The 21,339-nt window shown below is 65.6% G+C and carries 18 protein-coding genes and 1 pseudogene; 10 read left to right on the top strand and 9 right to left on the bottom strand.

Annotation, left to right across the window (positions count from 1 at the left end):
- Positions 1-12 precede the first annotated feature (12 nt).
- Both IVB36_RS33230 and IVB36_RS33225 read left to right on the top strand, forming a co-directional pair.
- Complete coding sequence (locus tag IVB36_RS33230) at positions 13-1,659, top strand: FGGY-family carbohydrate kinase (RefSeq protein WP_247394420.1); 1,647 nt, start codon at positions 13-15, stop codon at positions 1,657-1,659.
- A 5-nt stretch (positions 1,660-1,664) separates the two neighbouring features.
- A complete protein-coding gene (locus IVB36_RS33225) occupies positions 1,665-2,600 on the top strand; it encodes a carbohydrate kinase (protein WP_018458636.1) in 936 nt (311 codons plus the stop codon).
- A gap of 7 nt (positions 2,601-2,607) precedes the next feature.
- Here the strand turns inward: IVB36_RS33225 and IVB36_RS33220 are convergent, their stop codons facing one another.
- The gene (locus IVB36_RS33220) at positions 2,608-3,495 is read right to left on the bottom strand and encodes a LysR substrate-binding domain-containing protein (protein WP_247394727.1); all 888 of its coding nucleotides are present in this window, start codon (positions 3,493-3,495) and stop codon (positions 2,608-2,610) included.
- 121 nt (positions 3,496-3,616) lie between these two features.
- Between IVB36_RS33220 and IVB36_RS33215 the strand changes: the two genes are divergently transcribed.
- The 7 genes from IVB36_RS33215 to IVB36_RS33185 all read left to right on the top strand — a co-directional run bounded on the left by IVB36_RS33215 (position 3,617) and on the right by IVB36_RS33185 (position 11,877).
- Positions 3,617-5,038: an amidase gene (locus IVB36_RS33215; protein ID WP_026233627.1), complete on the top strand. Its 1,422-nt coding sequence runs from the start codon at positions 3,617-3,619 to the stop codon at positions 5,036-5,038.
- Between the two features lie 99 nt (positions 5,039-5,137).
- Positions 5,138-6,088, top strand: coding sequence for an ABC transporter permease (locus IVB36_RS33210; protein ID WP_026233628.1), 951 nt, complete (start codon positions 5,138-5,140; stop codon positions 6,086-6,088).
- Positions 6,085-6,978, top strand: a complete 894-nt coding sequence (locus IVB36_RS33205; RefSeq protein WP_018458640.1) for an ABC transporter permease — start codon at positions 6,085-6,087, stop codon at positions 6,976-6,978. Before IVB36_RS33210 ends, IVB36_RS33205 begins: the two co-directional genes overlap by 4 nt.
- A gap of 2 nt (positions 6,979-6,980) precedes the next feature.
- Positions 6,981-7,994 (top strand): ABC transporter ATP-binding protein, encoded by a 1,014-nt coding sequence (locus tag IVB36_RS33200; protein WP_026233629.1) that lies wholly within the window; start codon positions 6,981-6,983, stop codon positions 7,992-7,994.
- Entirely contained in the window at positions 7,991-8,995 is a 1,005-nt protein-coding gene (locus IVB36_RS33195) for an oligopeptide/dipeptide ABC transporter ATP-binding protein (protein WP_018458642.1), read from the top strand. Before IVB36_RS33200 ends, IVB36_RS33195 begins: the two co-directional genes overlap by 4 nt.
- Before the next feature lie 55 nt (positions 8,996-9,050).
- The gene (locus tag IVB36_RS33190) at positions 9,051-10,547 is read left to right on the top strand and encodes an ABC transporter substrate-binding protein (protein WP_247394413.1); all 1,497 of its coding nucleotides are present in this window, start codon (positions 9,051-9,053) and stop codon (positions 10,545-10,547) included.
- 355 nt (positions 10,548-10,902) lie between these two features.
- Positions 10,903-11,877, top strand: coding sequence for a magnesium transporter CorA family protein (locus IVB36_RS33185; protein ID WP_204510757.1), 975 nt, complete (start codon positions 10,903-10,905; stop codon positions 11,875-11,877).
- Between the two features lie 42 nt (positions 11,878-11,919).
- Here the strand turns inward: IVB36_RS33185 and IVB36_RS33180 are convergent, their stop codons facing one another.
- Both IVB36_RS33180 and IVB36_RS33175 read right to left on the bottom strand, forming a co-directional pair.
- Positions 11,920-12,546 carry an alpha/beta hydrolase gene (locus IVB36_RS33180; RefSeq protein WP_018458645.1) on the bottom strand — a complete coding sequence of 209 codons (627 nt, stop codon included), beginning with the start codon at positions 12,544-12,546 and terminating at the stop codon, positions 11,920-11,922.
- Positions 12,543-13,481 carry a ring-cleaving dioxygenase gene (locus tag IVB36_RS33175; RefSeq protein ID WP_247394406.1) on the bottom strand — a complete coding sequence of 313 codons (939 nt, stop codon included), beginning with the start codon at positions 13,479-13,481 and terminating at the stop codon, positions 12,543-12,545. Before IVB36_RS33175 ends, IVB36_RS33180 begins: the two co-directional genes overlap by 4 nt.
- A 130-nt stretch (positions 13,482-13,611) precedes the next feature.
- On the opposite strand from IVB36_RS33175, the gene IVB36_RS33170 reads away from it, so the two are divergent.
- Positions 13,612-14,523 carry a LysR family transcriptional regulator gene (locus IVB36_RS33170; protein WP_247394402.1) on the top strand — a complete coding sequence of 304 codons (912 nt, stop codon included), beginning with the start codon at positions 13,612-13,614 and terminating at the stop codon, positions 14,521-14,523.
- A gap of 50 nt (positions 14,524-14,573) precedes the next feature.
- Here IVB36_RS33170 and IVB36_RS33165 read toward each other — a convergent pair.
- The 6 genes and pseudogenes from IVB36_RS33165 to cobU all read right to left on the bottom strand — a co-directional run bounded on the left by IVB36_RS33165 (position 14,574) and on the right by cobU (position 21,331).
- Positions 14,574-15,454, bottom strand: a pseudogene (locus IVB36_RS33165) (alpha/beta hydrolase).
- A 76-nt stretch (positions 15,455-15,530) separates the two neighbouring features.
- The gene (locus tag IVB36_RS33160; RefSeq protein ID WP_247394396.1) at positions 15,531-18,206 is read right to left on the bottom strand and encodes a hybrid sensor histidine kinase/response regulator; all 2,676 of its coding nucleotides are present in this window, start codon (positions 18,204-18,206) and stop codon (positions 15,531-15,533) included.
- Entirely contained in the window at positions 18,203-19,234 is a 1,032-nt protein-coding gene (locus IVB36_RS33155) for an ABC transporter substrate-binding protein (RefSeq protein WP_247394392.1), read from the bottom strand. Before IVB36_RS33155 ends, IVB36_RS33160 begins: the two co-directional genes overlap by 4 nt.
- Positions 19,235-19,411: 177 nt before the next feature.
- Positions 19,412-20,044, bottom strand: a complete 633-nt coding sequence (gene bluB, locus IVB36_RS33150; protein ID WP_247394391.1) for a 5,6-dimethylbenzimidazole synthase — start codon at positions 20,042-20,044, stop codon at positions 19,412-19,414.
- 4 nt (positions 20,045-20,048) lie between these two features.
- A complete protein-coding gene (gene cobS, locus IVB36_RS33145; protein ID WP_247394389.1) occupies positions 20,049-20,831 on the bottom strand; it encodes an adenosylcobinamide-GDP ribazoletransferase in 783 nt (260 codons plus the stop codon).
- Positions 20,828-21,331, bottom strand: a complete 504-nt coding sequence (gene cobU, locus IVB36_RS33140; protein ID WP_247394387.1) for a bifunctional adenosylcobinamide kinase/adenosylcobinamide-phosphate guanylyltransferase — start codon at positions 21,329-21,331, stop codon at positions 20,828-20,830. Before cobU ends, cobS begins: the two co-directional genes overlap by 4 nt.
- Positions 21,332-21,339: the final 8 nt, after the last annotated feature.

Genomic DNA, 21,339 nt, shown 5'->3' with positions numbered 1-21,339 from the left:
CCGGGGGCGACAATGCCGCGAGCGTATATCGGCGTCGATGTAGGGACCACAAGCACGCGGGCAGGGGTGTTCGACGAGGCGGGCACCTTGCTGGCTATCGCACGGCATCCGATCAGGATATGGCCCGAGGCCGGTGACATCGTCGAACAGTCGTCCCAGGATATCTGGGACGCTTGCACGGCGTCGGTGCGGGCCGCGATGGCGGAAGCTGCAATCGCGCCCGACAGCGTCGGCGGTATCGGTTTCGACGCCACCTGCTCCCTCGTGGTGCTCGACCGGCAAGGCGAGCCGCTCACCATCAGCGCCTCCGGCGACCGGCAGCGCAACGTCATCGTCTGGATGGATCACCGCGCCACGGCCGAGGCGCGGCTGATCAACGAAACCGGTGATGCCGTGCTGCGCTATGTCGGCGGCTCGATCTCGCCCGAGATGGAGATGCCGAAACTGCTGTGGCTGAAGCGGCACATGCGCACGAGCTTCGACGCCGCAGGGCACTTCTTCGATCTGGCGGATTACCTGACCTGGCGCGCCACCGGCTCGTTGCAACGCTCGACCTGCACGGTCACTTGCAAATGGAACTACCTCGCGCATGACGGCGGTGGCTGGAGCGCGCCATTCTTCAAGCGCATCGGCCTGTCGGACTTCGTCAACGAGAAATACGCCCGCATCGGCACCGAGATCGTCGCGCCTGGCACGCGGCTCGGCGCCGGTCTAACCGGTACGGCAGCTGCCGATCTCGGCTTGTCACCGGGCACGCCGGTCGGAGCGTCCCTGATCGATGCCCATGCCGGCGGCATCGGCGCCATCGGCGGCCGCGATGAATCGGAGGGCGCGACAGATGTCTGCGACCGCCTCGCCTACATCATGGGAACGTCGGCCTGCATCATGGCGACGACGAAAGAACCGTGCTTCGTACCGGGCGTGTGGGGTCCTTACTATTCGGGCATGGTACCAAATTTCTGGCTCAACGAGGGCGGGCAGTCGGCTGCGGGCGCTGCGATCGACCATCTTCTCAAGTCGCATCCCGGCCACGCCGAGGCGAGCGTGGCGGCGCGCAGCGAGGGCCTCGACCTCATCGAGTTTCTCGAGCGCCGCATCATCGCGCGCGCAGGCGGCGCCAGCCGCGCCGTGCTGCTGGCCCGCAACGTCCATGTGCTTCCTGAGTTCATCGGCAACCGCTCGCCCTATGCCGACCCTGACACGCGCGCGGTGATCGCGGGCCTCGATCTCGACACCGACATCGCCTCGATGGAACGGCTGTTCGTCGCCGGTCTGTGCGGGCTCGCCTATGGGCTTGCCGAGGTGATCGAGGCCTTTACCGCGCATGGCGTCCATTCCAGCATCATGATCATGGGCGGCGGCGCCAGCCGCAGTCCGCTGGTGCGGCAGATCATGGCGGATACGACTGGCCTCACCGTGGCGCTGCCGCAGACCAGGGAGCCCGTGCTGCTCGGCGCCGCGATGCTCGGCGCAGTCGCCGGCGGCGCCTATGCCTCGATCGGCGAAACCATGGCCAAGATGTCGGCGTTGGGACGGAAGAGCGAGCCCACTACGCCCGACATTGCCGCCTTTCACGCCCGCAAGCGCGAGGTCTACAAGTTGCTGCGCGAGGTCGATCGCGGCAGCCGCGCGGCGATGCGTGGAATGGCCGGAGGTTGAAACGGATGTTGATTTCCTGCGGCGACGCGCTGATCGATTTTGTCCCGACGCGAAATACCGACGGGCGCGAAGCGGTGATGCCGGCGGTCGGCGGCTCCTGCCTCAACGTCGCAATCGGCATGGCGCGGCTCGGCGCGCCGACCGGCTTTGTCGGCGGGATCTCGACGGACATGTTCGGGCGCATGATCGCCGACCACGCCGCTGTATCCAATGTCGAGCTCGGTCTCGCCACAAGCAGCGATCACCAGACCACGCTCGCCTTCGTGCGTATCGTTGCGGGAGAGTCGCATTATGCTTTCTACGACGCCGAGACCGCGACGCGGAATTGGACCTACCGGCGCGGCTCTATTCCCTTCGATACGGTCGAAGTTCTCCATGTCGGCTCGACCACGCTGGTCAATGACCAGGGCGCGAGCGAGACCATGGCCCTGATCGTGGACGCACGAGCGTCCTCGACAATCTCCTTTGATCCGAACTGCCGGCCCAACCTCGTGAAGGACAAGCCGGCTTATCTCGCCCGCATGGCCGAGTTTGCCGGCTGTGCCGATCTCATCAAGATGTCAGACGTCGATTTTACCTATCTGTTCGCCGACGAGCCGTATCACCAGCGTGCGAGCACGCTGCTTGCACGCGGCGCGAGCCTCGTCGTCATCACCCGTGGCGACAACGGTGCGATCGCGTGGCATGCGGGGGCAGGACAGATCGAGGTCGCCGCCCCCAAGGTCGTGGTCGCCGACACCATCGGCGCGGGTGACAGTTTTCAGGCGGCGTTGTTGTTCGCCCTGCACAAGCAGGGACGCCTCGCCCGACAGCAACTGAAGGATATCGGCGCGGACGAGCTTCGCGGTGCACTATCCTTTGCTGCCAATTGCGCCGGTCTCACCTGCACCCGTCCCGGTGCCGATCCGCCGTGGAGTCACGAGATTATCTGGAGCTTGTAGCGTCGCGTCACAGCGGTGCCACGACCTTCTCGGCGCATTTGAGGAAGGTCCGGATCAGCGGGCTGTGAGAATCCCGCCGCCAGCAGACCGCGATGTCGATGGAATCGGTCGCATCCCGCAACGGCCGGAACACGATGCCGCGCGGCGCCCCGAGCTGGGCGCAGGCGGGCAGGATGGCGAGGCCTTCACCGGCGAGAACCAGGTTCATCGCCGAATGCACTGTCTCTACCCGGCTCGCAATCGGCATCACGATCTGATGCCGCCGCAGCAGGGCCGCGACCGCGGAGGAGGAGGGGTCGCGCTCCGGCGGCGGCAACGCGATCAGCGGACGGCCTTGTAGTCGTGTCATTGACACCGCGCTCAGGCGCGCAAGCGGCGAACGGTTTCGCACCGCCAGCACGAACGGCTGCGCGCCGATTCGGGCCACCTGGATCTCGGGATGGTGGATCGCCGGCATGCACAGCGCGACCGTGACGCTACGGTCGAGCAGACGCGGCTCGCGCGTCGTGGCACTGAGCTCGGCGAAATCGAGATCGACGCCGGGAACGGATCGCCGCAACTCGGGGATGAGACGCGGCAGCATCGCGTTCGCCAGTACGAACATGTAGCCGACGGACAGCCGACCACGGCTGCCGGCCGCGACCGCGCGCGCGGCCTCGATGCCGTCGGCCGCCAGCGCCAGCGCGTCGCCGGCGCGCGCCAGCAGCGCCTGGCCCGCTTCGGTCAAATCCATGCCGCGCGTGCCGCGGCGGAACAGCGGCGCGCCGACCTCGGCCTCCAGCTTGCGGATTTGGACCGAGAGCGGCGGCTGCGCCATCCGCAGCCGCTCGGCCGCCTTGCCGACGCTGCGCGCCTCGGCGACGGCAACGAAATAGCGGAGCCGGCGAAGATCCATTGGCATACCGAAATCGTATGGGTTGGTGCTCAAAATCGTATTGGACGGCGAGTTAACAAAACTGTCATCCTGGCTGTCAATGCTATCGGCCAACGGCGGCCCGCTTCGGAGCGATGTGACGATGAACGGCGATCCTTGCCTGCTATCCGCAACCGTGCTGCGCGGTCTCATCGCGACAAAGCAGATCTCGCCCGTCGAGCTCACCCGCGCGGTGCTCGCCCGCGCCGAAGCGCTCCAGCCTGAGCTGAACTGCTTCATCACGATCTGCGGCGACGAGGCGCTTGCCGCCGCGCGCGAAGCCGAGCGCAAGCTGATGGCGGGCGAGCCGCTCGGCCTGCTGCACGGCATCCCCGCAACCGTCAAGGACATCGTCAACACCAGGGGTGTCACGACCAGTTTCGGCGCCATTCCCTACAAGGATAATGTTCCGAACGAGGATGCCGTCGCGGTTGCAAGGCTGCGTGCGGAAGGCGCCATTCTGATCGGCAAGACCACGACGCCCGAATTCGGCAGCAAATGCCTGACCGACTCGCCGCTGTTCGGCCGCACCCGCAATGCGTGGAGCGCCGAGCGCTCGTCGGGCGGCTCCAGTGGCGGCGCGGCGGTGGCGGTGGCGAGCGGCATCGCGCCGCTTGCGATCGCAACCGATGGCGGCGGCTCGACGCGGATTCCCGCCGCTTGCAACGGCGTGGTCGGGCTGAAGCAGAGCAATGGCGTCATCCCGCATAGCCAGGCGCTGGACGTGTTCGGCAACCAGACCTATGTCACGCCGATGACGCGGTCCGTCCCCGACACCGCGCTGATGATGCAGGCGATGGCCGGCGAGGATTCTTGCGATCCCTGGTCGATCGGCGTTCCCGTGCCCGACTTCATCGGCACGGCCGCCCCGCGTGGCGATCTGCGTGGGCAGAAAATCCTGTATTGCCTGTCGCCACCCGGACGCCCGGTATCTGTCGACGTCGAGGCCGGCTTCAAGGCGAGCCTCGATCGACTTGCGGGCCTAGGTGCCGAGCTCGAGGAGTTTTCGGGCGAGGGGTTCGACATCGAGCCGATCTGGCGCGCCATCAATCACACGGTCTGGCGGACGCGCTTTGCAAAATTCGCGGCCGAGCATGGGGACGCGCTGAGCGAGGCCTTCCTCAGGCAGCTTGCGCTCGCCACCGACTTCAGTGGCGTTGCCTATCAGGAGGCGATGTTCGCGCGCACGGCGCTGTTCCGCCGGGTGCAGTCCCTGCTTGCGCATGGGCATCTGCTGGCGATGCCGACCCTCACCCGCACCGCCCTGCCGATCGATCAGGACCTGTTCGGCACCATCGAGATCGACGGCAAGCAGTTTGACAGCGTCCGGCCGCACTGGTTCCCCTGGACCATGCCGTTCAACATGACCGGACACCCCGCGCTCAGTCTGCCCTGCGGCTTCGGCCGCGACGGCCTGCCGATCGGCTTGCAACTCGTCGGCCGCTTCCGCGCTGATGCGGACTTGCTGCGCGTGAGCGCGCTGTTCGAGGCGTCGCATGACCTCCTGTCCCGCTGGCCCGGCTGAGGTGAGGCACATGCCGCAAGGGACTTGTTTGCAAAGCACTTGCCTCCGATGCTCGGACATGTTGATCGTGCTGCGGATGAGCCCTGAATCCGAGCGCGCATGAGCGTATTTGTCCTCCGACGTGTGCTGACCCTGCTGGCGACGCTGGTCGGCGCGTCCGTGATCATTTTCCTGGTGCTGGATGCGCTTCCGGGCAACGCCGCGCAGATGCTGATGGGCGCCGACGCCTCGCCAGATGCGGTCCGCGCGCTCACCGTCAAGCTCGGGCTCGACCAGCCGCTGGCGGTTCGCTATCTGCATTGGATCAAAGGGCTGCTCGTCGGCGATCTCGGCAACTCCTATGTCTACGGCACACCGGTCGCCAGCCTGATCGTGGAGCGGCTGGTGTTGACCATTCCGCTCGCGATGATGTCCATGCTGATCACGGTGACGCTGGCGCTCTCGGCCGGCATCTACACCGCCGCCAACCACAACAAGCTCGGCGACGTCGGCGTGATGTCGCTGACGCAGATCGGCATCGCGCTGCCGAATTTCTGGTTCGCAATCCTGCTGGTGCTACTGTTCTCGGTACGGCTGCAATGGCTCTCCGCGGGCGGCTTTCCCGGTTGGGAGGACGGCGTCTGGCTCGGCATCAAGTCGCTGCTGCTGCCGGCGGTGTCGCTTGCGGTCGTGCAGGCCGCGATCCTCGCACGCGTCACGCGCTCGGCTGTGCTGGAAGTGCTGCGCGAAGACTTCGTCCGCACGGCGCGCGCGAAGGGCCTCGGCAAGCGCGAGGTACTGTGGAGTCATGTGCTGCGCAACGCCATGATCCCTGTGATGACGGTCATGGGCCTGCAATTCGCCAATCTGCTCGCCGGCACCATCGTGATCGAGAACGTGTTCTATCTGCCGGGGCTCGGCCGCCTGATCTTTCAGTCGATCGCCAACCGCGACCTCATCGTGGTGCGCAACTGCGTGATGCTGCTCGCGACCATGGTGGTCATCGTCAATTTCGTGGTCGACGTGCTCTATGCCTTCGTCGATCCCCGCATCAAGGTCCACGATCTGTGAGCGCGCCGTTGACCACCCTCGTCGACGCGCCGGCCGTAGCGCGCCCTCTGCCGGCCCGGACCTTCTGGCGCCGCGCGCTGCGTCATCGCAGCTTCGTGCTCGGCGGCGCGCTGAGCCTGCTGGTTCTCGCCTCGGCGCTGCTGTCGCTGGTGTGGACGCCCTGGTCGCCCTATGAGATCGACATCGCGTCAAAGCTCCGGCCGCCCTCGGCCGCGCACTGGCTCGGCACCGACGTCTTCGGCCGCGACATCGTTTCGCTGCTGCTCGCCGGCGCCCGCTCCACCATCATGGTCGGCATCATCGCGGTCAGCATCGGCCTCACCTTCGGCGTCTGTCTCGGCCTCATCGCGTCGGCCAGGCGCGGCTGGACCGAAGAGATCATCATGCGCTTCTCCGATTTCACCTTCGCCTTTCCGGCCGTGCTCTCGGCGATCATGCTCGCCGCGGTCGTCGGGCCCGGCATGGTGACCTCGATCGTCGCCATCGGCATCTTCCAGATCCCGACGCTGATCCGGCTGACGCGCGGCTCGGCCAACGCGATCTGGGCGCGCGAATTCGTGCTGGCCGCGCGCGCCGCGGGGAAAGGGCGCTTTCGCATCACCATCGAGCACGTGCTGCCCAACATCATGTCGATTCTGATCGTACAGGCGACGATCCAGTTTGCGCTCGCGATCCTTGCCGAAGCCGCCTTGTCGTATCTCGGTCTCGGCACGCAGCCGCCGCAGCCGTCCTGGGGACGGATGCTGAACGACGCGCAGTCGCTGCTGTTCCAGTCGCCGATGCTCGCCGTCTACCCGGGTGCTGCGATTGCAATCGCGGTGCTCGGCCTCAATCTGCTCGGCGACGGACTGCGCGATCTGCTCGACCCTCGACTGGCGCGGGAGCGATGATGATGAGCGAGCGCTCGTCCATGCCGTTGATCGAGGTTGTCAATCTCGGCGTGCGCCTCAACACCAGCCGCGGGCCGGCGCAGGCCGTGCGCGGCGTCAGCTTTGCGCTGAAGCGCGGCGAGACGCTCGGGCTCGTCGGCGAATCCGGCTGCGGCAAGTCGGTCACCGCGTTGTCGCTGATGGGGCTGCTGCCGGATAGCGCGTCCGTCACCGGCAGCATCAAGCTGGATGGCGGCGAACTCGCTGGTTTGTCGGACGCGGAATATTGTCGGCTGCGCGGCAATCGCATCAGCATGATCTTCCAGGAGCCGATGACCGCGCTCAATCCGATGCACACGATCGGCAACCAGGTCGCCGAGCCGCTGCGGCGTCACAGGAAATTTTCGGCATCGCAGGCGCGGCGAGAGGCGATCGCCTTGCTCGACCGCGTCGGGTTGCCTGATCCGGCCAGGCGCGTCGACGCTTATCCGCACCAGTTTTCCGGCGGCCAGCGTCAGCGCGTCACGATCGCGATGGCGCTCGCCTGCGAGCCCGACCTTCTGATCGCGGACGAGCCGACCACGGCGCTCGACGTCACCATCCAGGGCCAGATCCTCGACCTCATCGCCGATCTCGTCGAGGAGCGCGGCATGTCGATGATCCTGATCTCGCACGATCTCGGCGTCATCGCCGAGAACGTGCAGCGCATGATGGTGATGTACGGCGGCACGATCATCGAGAGCGGACCGACCGACGAGGTGTTCCGCCGGATGGGCCATCCCTACACGCAGGGCCTGTTCCGCGCCCGACCGAAACTCGGCGCACGCAAGGGGACGCGGCTGACGACGATATCGGGCACGGTGCCGGAGCTCGCCGATCTGCCTTCCGGTTGCACCTTCGCCGATCGGTGTCCGCTCGTGATCGAGCAGTGCCGGGCTGCGCTTCCAGCAATGGTGGACGTCGGACCGGGCCATTTCGTGCGCTGCATCCGGACGGACGTGTCGATGGCCGAACGCGTCGGAGCGCTGACCGTATGAGCACGGCGCCTCTTCTCGACGTGAAGGATCTCGAGCAGCGCTACACGTTGCCGCGCGAAAGCGTGTTCCGCCCGCCCGGGCAGGTGCGCGCGCTCAACGGTGTCAGCGTGCGGGTCGACGCCGGCAAGAGCCTCGGCATCGTCGGCGAATCCGGCTCCGGGAAGTCGACATTCGCGCGGGTGGTGATGGCGCTGGAGCGGCCGACATCGGGGCAGGTCGCGCTGCTCGGCCGCGACCTCAACCGCATCTCCGCCGACGAGTTGCGCCGCGCCCGCCGCGATTTCCAGATGGTGTTCCAGGATCCCTACGGATCGCTCGACCCGCGCCAGACCATCGCGCGCATCGTCGCCGAACCGCTCACCGTGCTGGAGGGGATTGATCGCACGACGCTACGTGCCCGCGTCTCCGCAGTGCTACGGCAGGTGGGTCTGCGCGATGCCGACATGGAGAAATATCCACACGAGTTCTCCGGCGGCCAGCGCCAGCGCATCGCCATTGCGCGCGCGCTGATCACCCAGCCGAAGCTGATCGTCGCCGACGAGCCGGTCTCCGCGCTCGACGTTTCCGTGCAGGCGCAAGTCTTGAACCTGATGCAGGACCTCCAGGAGCAGTTCGGCCTCAGTTACGTCCTGATCAGCCACGACCTGGCCGTCGTCGACTATCTCTGCGACGAGGTCGCGGTGATGTATCTGGGCCGGATCGTCGAACAGGGCAGGCCTGAGGATTTGTTCGAGCGTTGCGCCCATCCCTATACGCGAGCGCTGCTGGAGGCCGTGCCGCGGGTGCGCGCCGGCGGAGGCCGGCGGCGGCGCGGAGCCCAGGCGATCGCCTCGCAATCGGCGGCCGCGACCGGCTGCCCCTATGTCTCGCGGTGCGCGCTAGCCGACCAGCATTGCCGCGAGGTTCTGCCTGAGCTACGCAAGGTGGGCGAGACGCATCTGGCCGCTTGCCACAAGGCGGAAGCCGTGATGGCGTTGCCGCAATTGCCCGTGGAAGGTTAGCGTCCGCGGCAGGATTGGCGTAGGCTTGAGACAAGACAAGGCCGGGGAGTTACGCATGTTCAGGAAACTATCGATCGTCGCATTCGCCGCCGCACTTGCCGCTGCTCCGTTGCCGGTGCTGGCTCAGAGCAAGAAGGACAGCGTCGTCATGGCGATGGCGCTGGAACCGCCGGGGCTCGATCCCACCAACGCCGCCGCCGCCGCGATCGCCGAGGTCACGCTCTACAACATCTATGAGACCCTGACCAAGATCAACGAGGACGGCACCACCTCGCCCCTGCTGGCGGAGAGCTGGACTGCATCGCCCGATCTGAAGACCTATACGTTCAAGCTGCGCAAGGGCGTCAAGTTCCACAACGGCGAGCCGTTTGACTCCGCAGCCGTGAAGTTCTCGTTCGAGCGCAACGCGGTCCCCACCAGCACCAACAAGGACAAGAGCCTGTTCCAGAGCTTCGAGAAGGTCGATGCGCCCGACGCCGACACGGTCGTGATCAGCCTGAAAAATTCCGAGCCGAACCTGCCGTTCCTGCTGGGGCAGGCGAGCGGCTCGATCGTCGAGCCGAAGAGCGCTGCCACCAATATCACGCAGCCGGTCGGGACCGGGCCCTATCAGCTGGGCGCCTGGGCCAAGGGCTCCTCGATGACCCTGACCAAATGGGCTGACTATCGCAACGCCGCCGCGATCAAGCTCGCGAAGGTGACGATCCGCTTCATCTCCGATCCGTCCGCACAGACGGCGGCGCTGCTGTCGGGCGACGTCGACGCGTTTCCCCGGGTGTCGGCCCAGCGCACCATCGCGCAGTTCAAGGCGGATCCGCGCTTCAACGTTATGGTCGGCGGCTCCAGGGCCAAGACCATCGTCGGTATCAACCATCGCAAAAAGCCGCTCGACGATGTTCGCGTGCGCCGTGCCATCCTCGCCGCGATCGATCGCAAGGCGATGATCGACGGTGCGGTCGACGGCTTCGGCACGCCGATCGGAAGCTTCTACGTGCCGGGCGCGCTCGGCTATGTCGACACGACAGGCATCAACCCCTACGATCCCGAGAAGGCCAAGAAGCTGCTGGCCGAAGCCGGCGTTACCACCCCGCTCGAGCTGTCGTTGAAGCTGCCGCCGCCGTCCTATGCGCGCCAGGGCGGCGAGGTCCTCGCGGCCCAGCTTGCCAAGGTCGGCATCATCGCCAAGATCGAGAACGTCGAATGGGCGCAATGGCTGTCGCAGGTGTTTGCCGGCAATGGTCCGCATAATTTCGACCTCACCATCGTCAGCCATGTCGAGCCGTTCGATCTCGTCAAGATCACCGAGCCGGACTACTATCTCGGCTACAACAACGACGCCTTCAATGCGCTCTACAAGCAGATCGTGTCGACGCCGGATGAAGCCGCCCGTGCCAAGCTTCTCGGCGACGCCCAGCGCATGCTGGCCACCGATGCAGTCTCGGGCTATTTGTACCAGCCGCAGCTGATCACCATCACCAACAAGAAGCTGAAGGGCGTCTGGAAGGACGTACCCCAATACGAGAACGATTTCTCGACATGGGCGTGGGAGTAGGGCGCGCATGTCGATTGCGCGATGTCGGTGACGATCTCTCCCAACGGAAGAGATCGTCACGAGACCGGTCCAAACAAAAAACCTGAAGAACAACCCCATGCACAGTAGCCGAGGGTAGTGATTTCAATGACTTGCGCGCGACGCGATTGATGAGTTGCGCGTCGCGCGATGCCGTTGACGCGTCGGGCAAAACACTGGCATGATGGCATCATCGAAGAAGGCCGCGCCCGCTTGGTTTGATTGGGCCGCTCGATGCTCCCCCGACTTTTGAACGTTCGGAACCCTCATGCGTTAGCTCGGCGCAGGATGGCCGCAGGCCGTGCGATCCGGCGCGAGGGTATGCGGAGTTCGGTTCTTGCTCAAACTATACAGGTGGCCATCCGACGACTGGCAGAAGATCGGCGCGGAGATGCCCTCCGAGATCATCTGGGCTGATCTATTGGACGCAACCGCGGAGGAAAAGCAGTTCGTCGAACGATTGCTCGGGATACGCGTTCCGTCCGAGGATTCGCTCAGCGAGATCGAAGCGTCGAGCCGCCTGATCCTCGACAACGGCACGCTCTATCTCAGCTCGCCGGCGGTCCGGCTCAACGAGAACAACGAGGCCGAGATCACGCCGGTGGGATTCGTCATCGGACCGCACGTGCTGGTGACGGTGCGTTTCGCGCAGCTGCCGATCTTCGAGGACATCGGCAAGCGCATCGGTTCCGATGACAGCCTGGAGAACGGCATGTGCGTGTTCACCAGCCTGATCGAGGCCATGGTCGACCGCGGCGCCGATGTCCTTGAGCATCTCGGCGCGAAGGTCGACAGGCTCTCGCGGGACGTCTTCAAGGGCGGGCTCGTTCGCAGCAAGCGGCCGGTCCGCTCCAGCCGGCGGATGCGCGAGGCGCTGGAAAACATCGGCGAGTTGGCGGATCGGCTCGCCAAGGCGCGCGATGTCCTGCTTGGCGTTGGCCGCATCGCTTCATTCGCCGGCGATGTCGGGGGTGAATGGATCACCGCCGCGTCGAAGAAGCGGCTCGAAGCCGTCTCCAAGGATGTCGCTTCGCTCGGCGATTACGAGACGCGATTGTCGGACAAGATCCAGCTTCTGCTCGATGCCGTGCTCGGCTTCATCAACATCCAGCAGAACGAGCTGTTCAAGATCTTGACGATCGTCTCGGTCGTCGGCGTGCCGCCCACGATTCTGGTCGGCATCTGGGGCATGAACTTCAAGCACATGCCGGAGCTGGACTGGACCTTCGGCTATCCGCTGGCGTGGCTCGCCATCATTGCCAGCGGCGTGCTGCCGCTGATTTGGTTCAAGCGGCGTGGCTGGTTCGAATGAAGCCGCGGCGCACCGTTCGAAATCGATGCGCCGCTTCTTCTGTCAGGCGACTTCGGCGGCGAATTTGCCGATCCAGTCGCGGGCAAGCGTCAAATCGGCCTGCGATAATTGATGGCCCGCCGGCAGGACCTTGTGACCGACCTGCGCGCCCGCTTCGGAAAGCAGTGATGCGAGCCGGGCCGAATTGCTCGCCGGCACGATCGGATCAGCCTGCCCGGACAACAGCAGGATCGGCTTGCCTGCGAGGTTGACCTTGGGCGGATCCGACAGCGGCACCATGGCGCGGAGCAGGATCGCACCAGCAAGCGCGTCCGGCTTCAGCAACAACAGCGCGGCTGCGATGTTGGCGCCGTTGGAGAAGCCGACCGCGACCGGCGCGGCGAGGCCATATCGCTGCCGCGCTTCCGCAACGAAGTCGCCGAGCTCAAGGGCGCGGCGGCGCACGTCGTCCTCGTCGAACACGCCCTCAGTGAGGCGGCGGAAGAAGCGCGGCATGCCGTGTTCGAGCACGCGGCCGCGCGGCGATAGCAGCGCCGAGCCGGGCGAGATCATCTTGCCGAGCCCGAGCAGGTCGTTCTCGTCGCCGCCGGTGCCGTGCAGCAGTAGGAGAGGAGGAGAGCCCGCGTCACGCGCGGGCTCGAAACGATGGATGAATGAACTCTCGGTCACGACACCCTCTCTTCCAGGTTCGGCAACACGCCCTCGATCTGCTTGCGCTGTGCTTCGAGGAAGCTCGGCAGCTTCAGGTCGTGTCCCAGCGTTGCCACGGGCTCGTCGACGGCGAAGCCTGGGATGTCGGTCGCGATCTCGAACAGCACGCCGCCGGGCTCGCGGAAGTAGATCGAGCGGAAGTAGTTGCGGTCGCGCTGTTCGGTCGGGTGCAGGCCGTGATTGCTCACGAGCCTTTGCGCCATCTTGCCCTGCTCGGCGTCATCGGCCGCGCGGAAGGCGATGTGATGCACGGAGCCGCCACCTTGGTGTCCGCGCAGGAAGCCCTTGGCTTCGTAGATGTCGACGACGCTGCCTGCGGCATCGCCCGGTGCCTTGAAGCGGATCACCGAGCCTTCGCGCGCCGTCTCCTTGAAGCCGAACACGTCGGTGAGGACGGCAGCCGTTTTTGCCGCGCTGTCGAGCAGCAAGGTCACGCCATGGAAGCCGCGGATCGCATGCTCGGCCGGCACCTCGCCATTGCTCCAGCCGGGCTCGCTCTCGGCGCCGGGGATACCGACGAGCGCGAGCGCCATGCCATCAGGGTCTGTGAACGGCAGCACGGACTCGCCAAAACGCTTCTCCAGCGCATCATAAGCGATGCCCTTCTCGACGAAGCGTTGCGTCCAATAGCCGAGCGAGCTTTGCGGCACGCGGAAGGCTATCTGGTGCGTCTCGCCGACGCCGCGGCGCCCGGCCGGCACGCCGGCCCAAGGAAAGAACGTCAGGATGGTGCCGGGGCGGCCGGTCTCGTCGCCATAATAGAAGTGATAGGTGCCGGGATCGTCGAAATTGACCGTCTTCTTGACGAAGCGCAGACCGAGATCACGGGTGTAAAAGCCGAAATTCCTGATGGGGTCGCCCGCGATCGCGGTCACATGGTGCAGTCCAGACATTGTCGGTCCTCCAAAGCTCGGGGAGCGGTCTTGCTCTGCAGGGAAATATCGTTCCGCTTTGGATTGGAGACAATCCATGCAAATATGACGGCTATGTCTACGATTTGGAAACAATCGCCGGCGCCAGCCCGTGGATAAGGTCGCCAGCCTGCGAGCCTTCGTAAAGGTGGTCGAAAGCGGCAGTTTTGCCGAGGCGGGCCGGCAGTTGCGGCTGTCACGCTCGGCGATCAGCAAATACATCGCCGACCTCGAAGAAAGCCTCGGCGTGCAGCTCCTGAACCGGACCACGCGCCATGCGAGCCCGACCGAGAACGGCCAGCGCTATCTCGAGCGCGCGGTCGTGATCCTGTCGGAGATCGAGGCGGCCGACCAGGCCGTGGCGCAAGCGCAATCGGCGCCGCGCGGCCTGTTGCGCGTCAACGCGCCGATGTCGTTCGGTACCCTGCGGCTTGGGCCGGTGCTTGCCGAGTTCATGTCGCGATACCCGGAGCTGCAGCTCCAGCTCGTCCTCAGCGACGATCTGCTCGATCCCGTCCAGGACGGTTTTGACGTGACCTTGCGGATCGCGGAATTGGAATCCTCGAGTTTGATCGCGCGAAAAATCATGCCGGTGGCGCGCATGATCTGCGCTTCGCCCGATTATCTCGCGCGTCACGGCACACCAAAACATCCGCAGGATCTGCGCGGGCATGCCTCGCTGACCTACGGCCTCCTGCTGACGGGCAATCAGTGGAAGCTCACCGGCACCGACGGCGATCATTGGATCCAGCCGGCCTGGTCGCTCTGCGTCAACAATGCCGAGGTGCTGCGCGATGTAGCGATCAAGGGCAGGGGGCTCGCGCTGCTCCCGGAGTTCATCGCCGCCGACGCCTTGAGGACAGGCGAACTGCGAACGGTGCTGGACGATTATTCTGCGCCGCCGCTTGCGCTCTATGCGGTGTATCCGCCGACCCGACATCTGTCGGTGAAAGTGCGGCTGTTCATTGATTTCCTGGTCGAGCGGTTTGGCCGGGAGGGCGAGGCGTCAACCCGATCAAAATGACCCGCGCGGAAGGGCTGAGCCGAGATATGTCGGCTCCGCGGCTCGCTGCTCTATTTTTTGGTATCGAGGAATTGGCGTATCGCCTTCACGGTCACCGCCGGTTGCTCTTCCATCAGCCAATGACCGGCGTCCGAATGACCAATTCGGTGACGTCAGTCGCGGCGTTTCGCATCACGACGGCCTCTGTCGCACCGAAGGATTTTTCGCCCCCGACAGCCAGCACGGGAATGGTCAACTTGGTCGCGATCGCCTTCTTGTTGTCCTCGGCGTCGGTTCGGATCGACCTGAACTGGGCGAACGCAGCACGCATGGCGCCCGGCCGCGCATAGAGCGCTGCGTAATGACGGCGTGTTGCGTCCGCGATCCTGGAAGGCGTCCCCGCGAAGTCATTCCAGAAGCGGTCGAGGTAGATGCGCTCGCGGCCCTTGACCAGCCGCTCCATGTCCGGGCCTCCGAGATCAAAATGCCAAAGCTGCGGGCTGCGAACCACCTCGTCCCATGGCGGCACCCCAGGCACCGGGGCATCCATCACGATCAGCTTCTCGGCCAGGTCGCGATAACGGGCCGCGTAGGCATAGGCCACCATGGTTCCGATGTCGTGGCCGACGACGACGGCCTTTTCGATGCCGAGCGCTGCGAGAACGGCCCGCATGTCGGCAGCCTGGGTCCATTTGTCGTAGCCATTGTCGGGCTTGCTCGAGAGGCCCATACCGCGAAGATCGGGCACGACAACGGTGTGGTCGCGCGCGATATCAGCGGCGAGCTTGACCCACATGTCGCCGGTATCACCAAAACCGTGGATCAGGATCACGACAGGCCCCTGACCGCCGACGCGAACATGAATCTGCGTGCCGTTGGCCGCGATGGTTTTGGTCTTGAAGCCGGACGGAAACTGTTCGACCTCGGCGCGCGCGGCAGGGGCGAGCAGCATGAGAAGAATGGCGAGACATCTTGCGCGCACCGGCGCCTCCGATCATCTTGTATTTCAGTCCAGTGACCGAACGCTGTTAGGCCGGCCGGAGCAATTCATCCAGCGCGTTCATCGAGGCCTCTCGAAGCGCGGCGAGTTCGCGGGCGGCGCTCTCGCATTCGGGCGGGGACATCGTGACTGCCGCCAGCTCGACCCCACGGCAGAATTCGAAAAGGCGGACGAGGCCGAGCGTACTCGCGCCGCTGCCGAGCTGGTGCGCGCAGCGCGCGAGCTGCGCGGGATCGCCAGTCGCCGCAGCCTTGGCAATCTCCTCGACCAGCTTTTCGCTCGTCAGTTCCAGCAGGTCGTGGAGTTTTGCGATCTGCGCCGCGCCCAGCAGCTCCTTCTGGTCATCAAGGAAATGCCGGTCGATCAAGGCGCCTGCGGCGAGCTGCGGCGTGGCTGGCTGGTTTTGGGCATCGTCCTCGATCGCCTCGCGCAGCGCATTGATCAGGATCGGCTTGCTGACGATCCTGGCAATGCCTGCGCCCGCGAGCCGCTCGCGGGCGCGGCGCGACATGTCCGCGGTTACCGCGATGATGCGCGGCATGCTCGGCAGACCAAGCTTGCGGATCCGCGAGGCCGCCTCGACGCCGTCGATGTCGGGCATGTGCAGATCCATCAGGATGATGTCGAACGCCTGATCGCGGGCGAGCGCGATGGCCGACGCGCCGTTCGTGGCGATGGTGGCGCGGTGGCCGAGCCTCTCGAGCATCGCTTCACCAACCTCGCAATTGACGGGATCGTCGTCGACCAGCAGCACCCGAAGCTGCCGCGATGGCGGCTGAACCGCACCTTGCGCGATGTCGGTGGTGGCGAGGCCAAGCGGTACCTCAAGCATGAAGGAGCTGCCCCTACCCGGCGTGCTCGCCACCGTCAGCTCGCCGCGCATCAGGCGGGTGAGGCGCCGCGCGATCGCCAGTCCAAGGCCGGTCCCGCCGAACCGCCGCGCGATGCTGTCGTCGGCCTGGACGAAATCCTCGAAAACCCGCTCGTGCATGTCGGCCGCGATGCCGATGCCGGTATCGCGAACGGTGATGCGCAGCAGGACATGATCGTCATGTCCCTCGGCGGCCGCGCTCAAGCCGATGCCGCCGCGCGGGGTGAACTTGATCGCGTTGCCGATCAGATTGAGCAGGATGCGATTGAGCCGCACCGGATCGCCGTGCCCGGAGGTATTGACCGTCGCGTCGCAGGCGAGATCGAAGGAGAGGCCCTTGTGAGAGGCCTGCGGACGCATCAGATCGGCGGCCGTCTCGATCAGCTGGTCGAGGCGGAAATCGCGGGTCTCCAGAGTCTCGGCGCTGGCCTCCAGGCGCGCATATTCGAGGATGCCGTCGACCAGCGCGATCAGCGTTTCGCCCGACGCGGCCGCGGTCGTGAGGTGGCGCCGCTGCGCTTCGCCGAGACCGCCGTCGTCGAGCAGTTGCAGCACGCCCATGACGCCGTTCAGCGGCGTGCGCAGCTCGTGGCTGACGACCGCGAGAAAGCGCGATTTGGTCTCGTTGGCCGCGACTGCCGCGCTGCGCGCACGCTCGGCGGCATCGTGCTCGGCAAGGGCCTGGTCGCGGGTCTTTTCCAGTTCGGAGGTGCGCTCGATCACCTTGCGCTCGAGCGTCGCATAGGATTCGCGCAAGTGAGCGGCCATCCGGTTGAATTGATCGCCGAGCGCCTCCAGCTCGTCGCCGGTCTTGATCGCGAGCCGCAGGCTGAGGTCGCCGCTGCCGATCCGCCGCGCGCCCTGCGTCAGGATCTGGATCGGCACGGTCATGCGCCGGCTCAGAAAGAGAGAGACCAGCACCGCACATACCAGCAGGATGACCAGGAGAAAAGTCGAGCGCCCGATCGACGCATAGATCGGCGCATAGGCCTCGGTGAGCGGCAGCTCGACGAAGACCAGCCAGCCCAACGAGGGGACCGTCGCATAGGTCGACAGCACGCGTTGACCGGACAGATCCTCCTTGACCAGGCCGCCGGAGGGCGGCCCGATGCCATCGAGCGCGGCCCGGACGTCGGGATGGCCGGAGAGATCGCTGCGGCGCAGCGCCCGCCACAAATCGGGATGCGCGATCAGGATACCCATGCGATCCACCACATAGGCCTTGCCGGTGTTGCCGACCCTGATTCCGGCGACGAGGTCCCAGATGAAGCGAAGATTGACCTCGGCGACAATCACATCCGGCGCCAGGCCCGTTCCGCGCGTGGCGAGTGTCATGAACGGCTCGGTGTCGCCGAGGAAGTAGACCGGCCCGTAATATGCGCGGCTTTCGTTGGCGCCGCGGAAGGCCTGCGAGGCGGAGAGGTCGGTCTTGCTGCCGATCCTGTCCGCGACACGGCGCGACACGCGCACCTGCTCGCGGCCTTGGGCGTCGAGCTCGGCGATGTCCGCAATCGCAGGCGAGAGGCGCAGGAGGCGGATGGCGTTCAGGCGCTGGTCCTCGTTCGTGGACAGCTCCGGGGGCAGGCGCGAGAGCCATCTGATCTGGTTTTCGATCTGGCCAATGAACTGGCCGATCTGGACGGCGGCGCTTGCTGCCTGCTCGCGCTGGGTCGCCGCCAGGAGTTGCTTCTGCTCGCGATAGGAGAACCAGACGTCGAAGCCGGTGTTGATGGCGAGCGCGGCGAAAGCGAGCGCGACGATCGAGTAGAGGTATTTGCGGAACAGCCGGCCGGGAGGTGGCCGCAAATCTCCCTGGTCGATCGTCTCGTTCACTCGCGGATCTCGTCGGCGCGCGCCAGCAGCGTGAATGGTATCGTCAAATCCAGCGTGCGGGCGACCGTGCGGTTGATCAGGAGTTCGTATTTCCGTGGCGATTGCACCGGCAGATCGCCGGCCTTGGTGCCGCGCAGGATGAGATCGACATAGTCGGCCGAGCGCACTTCGAGCGTCGGCCCGTAGCTCATCAGTCCGCCCGCATCCATGAAATAATAGAACGGGTAAATCGTAGGGACGCGATATTTGGCCGCCGCCGCCACCGCCCCCTGCCGGTGGACCACCAGGAAGCTGTCGACCAGCGCAATCATTGCCGCCTTGGGGGGAGCGGAAAAGGGCCTGACGGCTTCGTCGATCTCCGTTGGCGCGCTGACGGGGGCGGGGATCACGGACACGCCGGCCAGTGCTGCCTCTTGCTCGATGGAATCGAGGAAGAAACGGCCGCCGCGAGGAGTGGTCGCCGGGTTGTACAGGATACCGACGCGCGCAAGATCCGGCACGGCCTCCCGGATGAGCTGAAGCCATTTGCCGCCCATCTCGGCGGTGCTGTTGGTGAAGCCGGTCACGTTGCCGCCGGGATGAGCAAGGCTTTCGACGAAGCCGTTGCCGACGGGATCGTTGGCGGTCGCGAACACGATCGGGATGGTTTTTGTGGCTTCCAGGACGGCCGCGGTTTCGACCGTCGAGCCGGTCAGGATCACATCCGGCTTGAGCGCCAGCAATTCCTGAACCGCGGTCTTCAGCCGATCCGGCGCGCCGAAGGTCGATCGGAGCTCGAGGCGGAAATTGACGCCTTCGACCCAGCCTCGCTGCCTCAAGCCCACGATGAGGCCACCCAGGCGGGAGGTCGGGCTGTCGATCATGCTCCTTCTGGTCAGCTCGTCGTCGAGCGGCAACGCCGTCAGCGATCCCACGACCCGCACGCGATCAGATGTTGCGCCGAGCGCCAGCCACCCCGCGGCGGTCGTGCTGGCAAGGCGAATGAACCCGCGGCGATCGACCGCGAGAGCGGAAGGCCGTTCGGTCATGACATTCTTTGCATGGTGGCTAGCCCCAGGCGCATGCTTAGCGCGAACGGCCGGCATCCACAATTGACGAAAAAATGCGCTTGTGACTGCTCATTCGTAGCGTTTGGCAGTCCGATACCGTATTCCTACGTCGGCAGTCGCTCGCAACACGGAAGATGGATATCCGGCGTGGCCTGATTAACGCTGCAGCGTGAATTCCTCTGCCCCCCGCCGCTGCTCCCACTTCGCCTGTTCCAGCTCGGGCCGGTCGCATTCGACTTCCGGATAGCCGATACAGAGATAGGCGATGAATTTCCAGGTGTCGGGCACGTCGAGAATGGCGTGGATGCGATCCGGATGGAGGATCGATACCCAGCCAAGCCCGATGCCCTCGGCGCGCGCGGCGAGCCACATCGCGGTGATCGCCGCAACCACGGAATATTCCGTCGTCTCCGGCATCGTCGCGCGGCCGAGGCCGTGACCGGTGTCGCTGGCCTTGTCCGCGAACACGGCGAGGTGGCCGGGGGCCTGTTCGAGACCCGACAGTTTCAGCGTGGCATAGCGTGCTGCGCGCTCACCGGCATAGGAATTCAGCGCGTCCGCGTTGCACGCTTTGAAGTCGTCGATCACGGCGCGACGCCGTGCGGCCTCATCGACGATGACGAAGCGCCAGGGCTGGCTGAGGCCGACCGAGGGTGAGAGACAGGCCGTCTCGATCAGGCGATCGATGGCGCCGTCCGGCAACGGATCGGCGCGAAAGCGGCGCACGTCGCGGCGCCACACGAACAGCTCGCGCAAGTGCTGGCGGAAGGTGTCGTCGAATTCGACCATTGCGTCACCCTCCGATCTGGACAGCTGCGGCAACCACCAGGATCAGGATCTCGCCGGTCTGCTCGAACGCGCCGAGGATGTCGCCGGTCTGCCCGCCGATCTGGCGGATGGCAAGTCGCGCCAGCATCAGGCCGGAGAGAGCGAGCAGGATCAGGCTCACCAGCGCCTTGCCCGGCCCAAGCGCGAGCACGAGCGCGAGGATTCCAACAGCGAATGCGATCGCAACGCTGCGGCCCGGCGGTGATCCCGCACTCGCCGACAGGCCGTCAGGTCGCGCAGGCGCGACCTGCGAGATGAAGGCCGGCAAGCCCGCGCGGGCCGCAGTGTGCGCAGCGCACAGTGCGAGCGCGACGACCCACGGATTGGCGATCGTCGCGAGCGCGCTCCAGCGCAGGCCGAACGACAGGATCAGCGCGCAGACGCCATAGGTGCCGATCCGGCTGTCGCGCATGATCTCGAGCTTGCGCTCGCGGGTGCGGCCGCCGCCGAGCCCGTCGGCGGTATCGGCAAGGCCGTCCTCGTGCAGCGCGCCGGTGACGAGGGCGGTCGCGGCCAGCGCGAGCAGGGCGGCAAGGTTCGGCGACAGACCCAACAGGCTCGCGACCTTGTAGACCAAGGCGCCGGCAAGGCCGACCAGCAATCCCACGACTGGAAGAGCCCAGGTCGCGCGTGCGACGGCGCCGTCAGCTGCGGGCGTCGACGATGCGACGGGGAGGATTGTCACGAACGATGCCGCCATCCTGAGATCAGCGATGACGTCTCGCAAAAATTGGTCGCGCGGCATCATTTCAGTTTTATCGGCAGGCCGGCGACGACGAACTCGGCCTCGTCCGCAACGGCCGCGATGGCCTGGTTCATGAAGCCGGCGGCGTCGCGGAAGCTCCGCGCCAGCGCATTGTCGGGGACGATGCCGAGGCCGACTTCGTTGGTGACGAAGACGACGGGGCTCTTCTGGCCGCGCAGGAAGAGGGCGAGCTTCATGACTTCGTGATCCCAGTTGCGCTGCGCAAGCATCATGTTGGAGAGCCACAGGGTCAGGCAGTCCACCAGTCTAGGCCCGCCGCCATCGGTCTCGATCAGCGCCTGCAGAAGATCGAGCGGTACCTCCCGCTCGATCCAATCGGTTGAGCGGCGTCTGCGATGCTTTTCGATGCGTGCTTCCATTTCCGCGTCGAGCGCCTCGGCCGTCGCGATGTAGACGGGTCGGCCCGGAAAGCTGCGTGCGCGTTTTTCCGCATGGGCGCTCTTGCCCGATCGCGCTCCGCCCGTGATCAAGATGACGGCCATAAAAATCT

Origin of the sequence: Bradyrhizobium sp. 35, from assembly GCF_023073215.1 — a bacterium.
GTDB classification, from domain to species: domain Bacteria; phylum Pseudomonadota; class Alphaproteobacteria; order Rhizobiales; family Xanthobacteraceae; genus Bradyrhizobium; species Bradyrhizobium canariense_D.
Note: the sequence above shows the minus strand (reverse complement) of the source record. Positions and strands in the feature narration are given on the sequence as shown.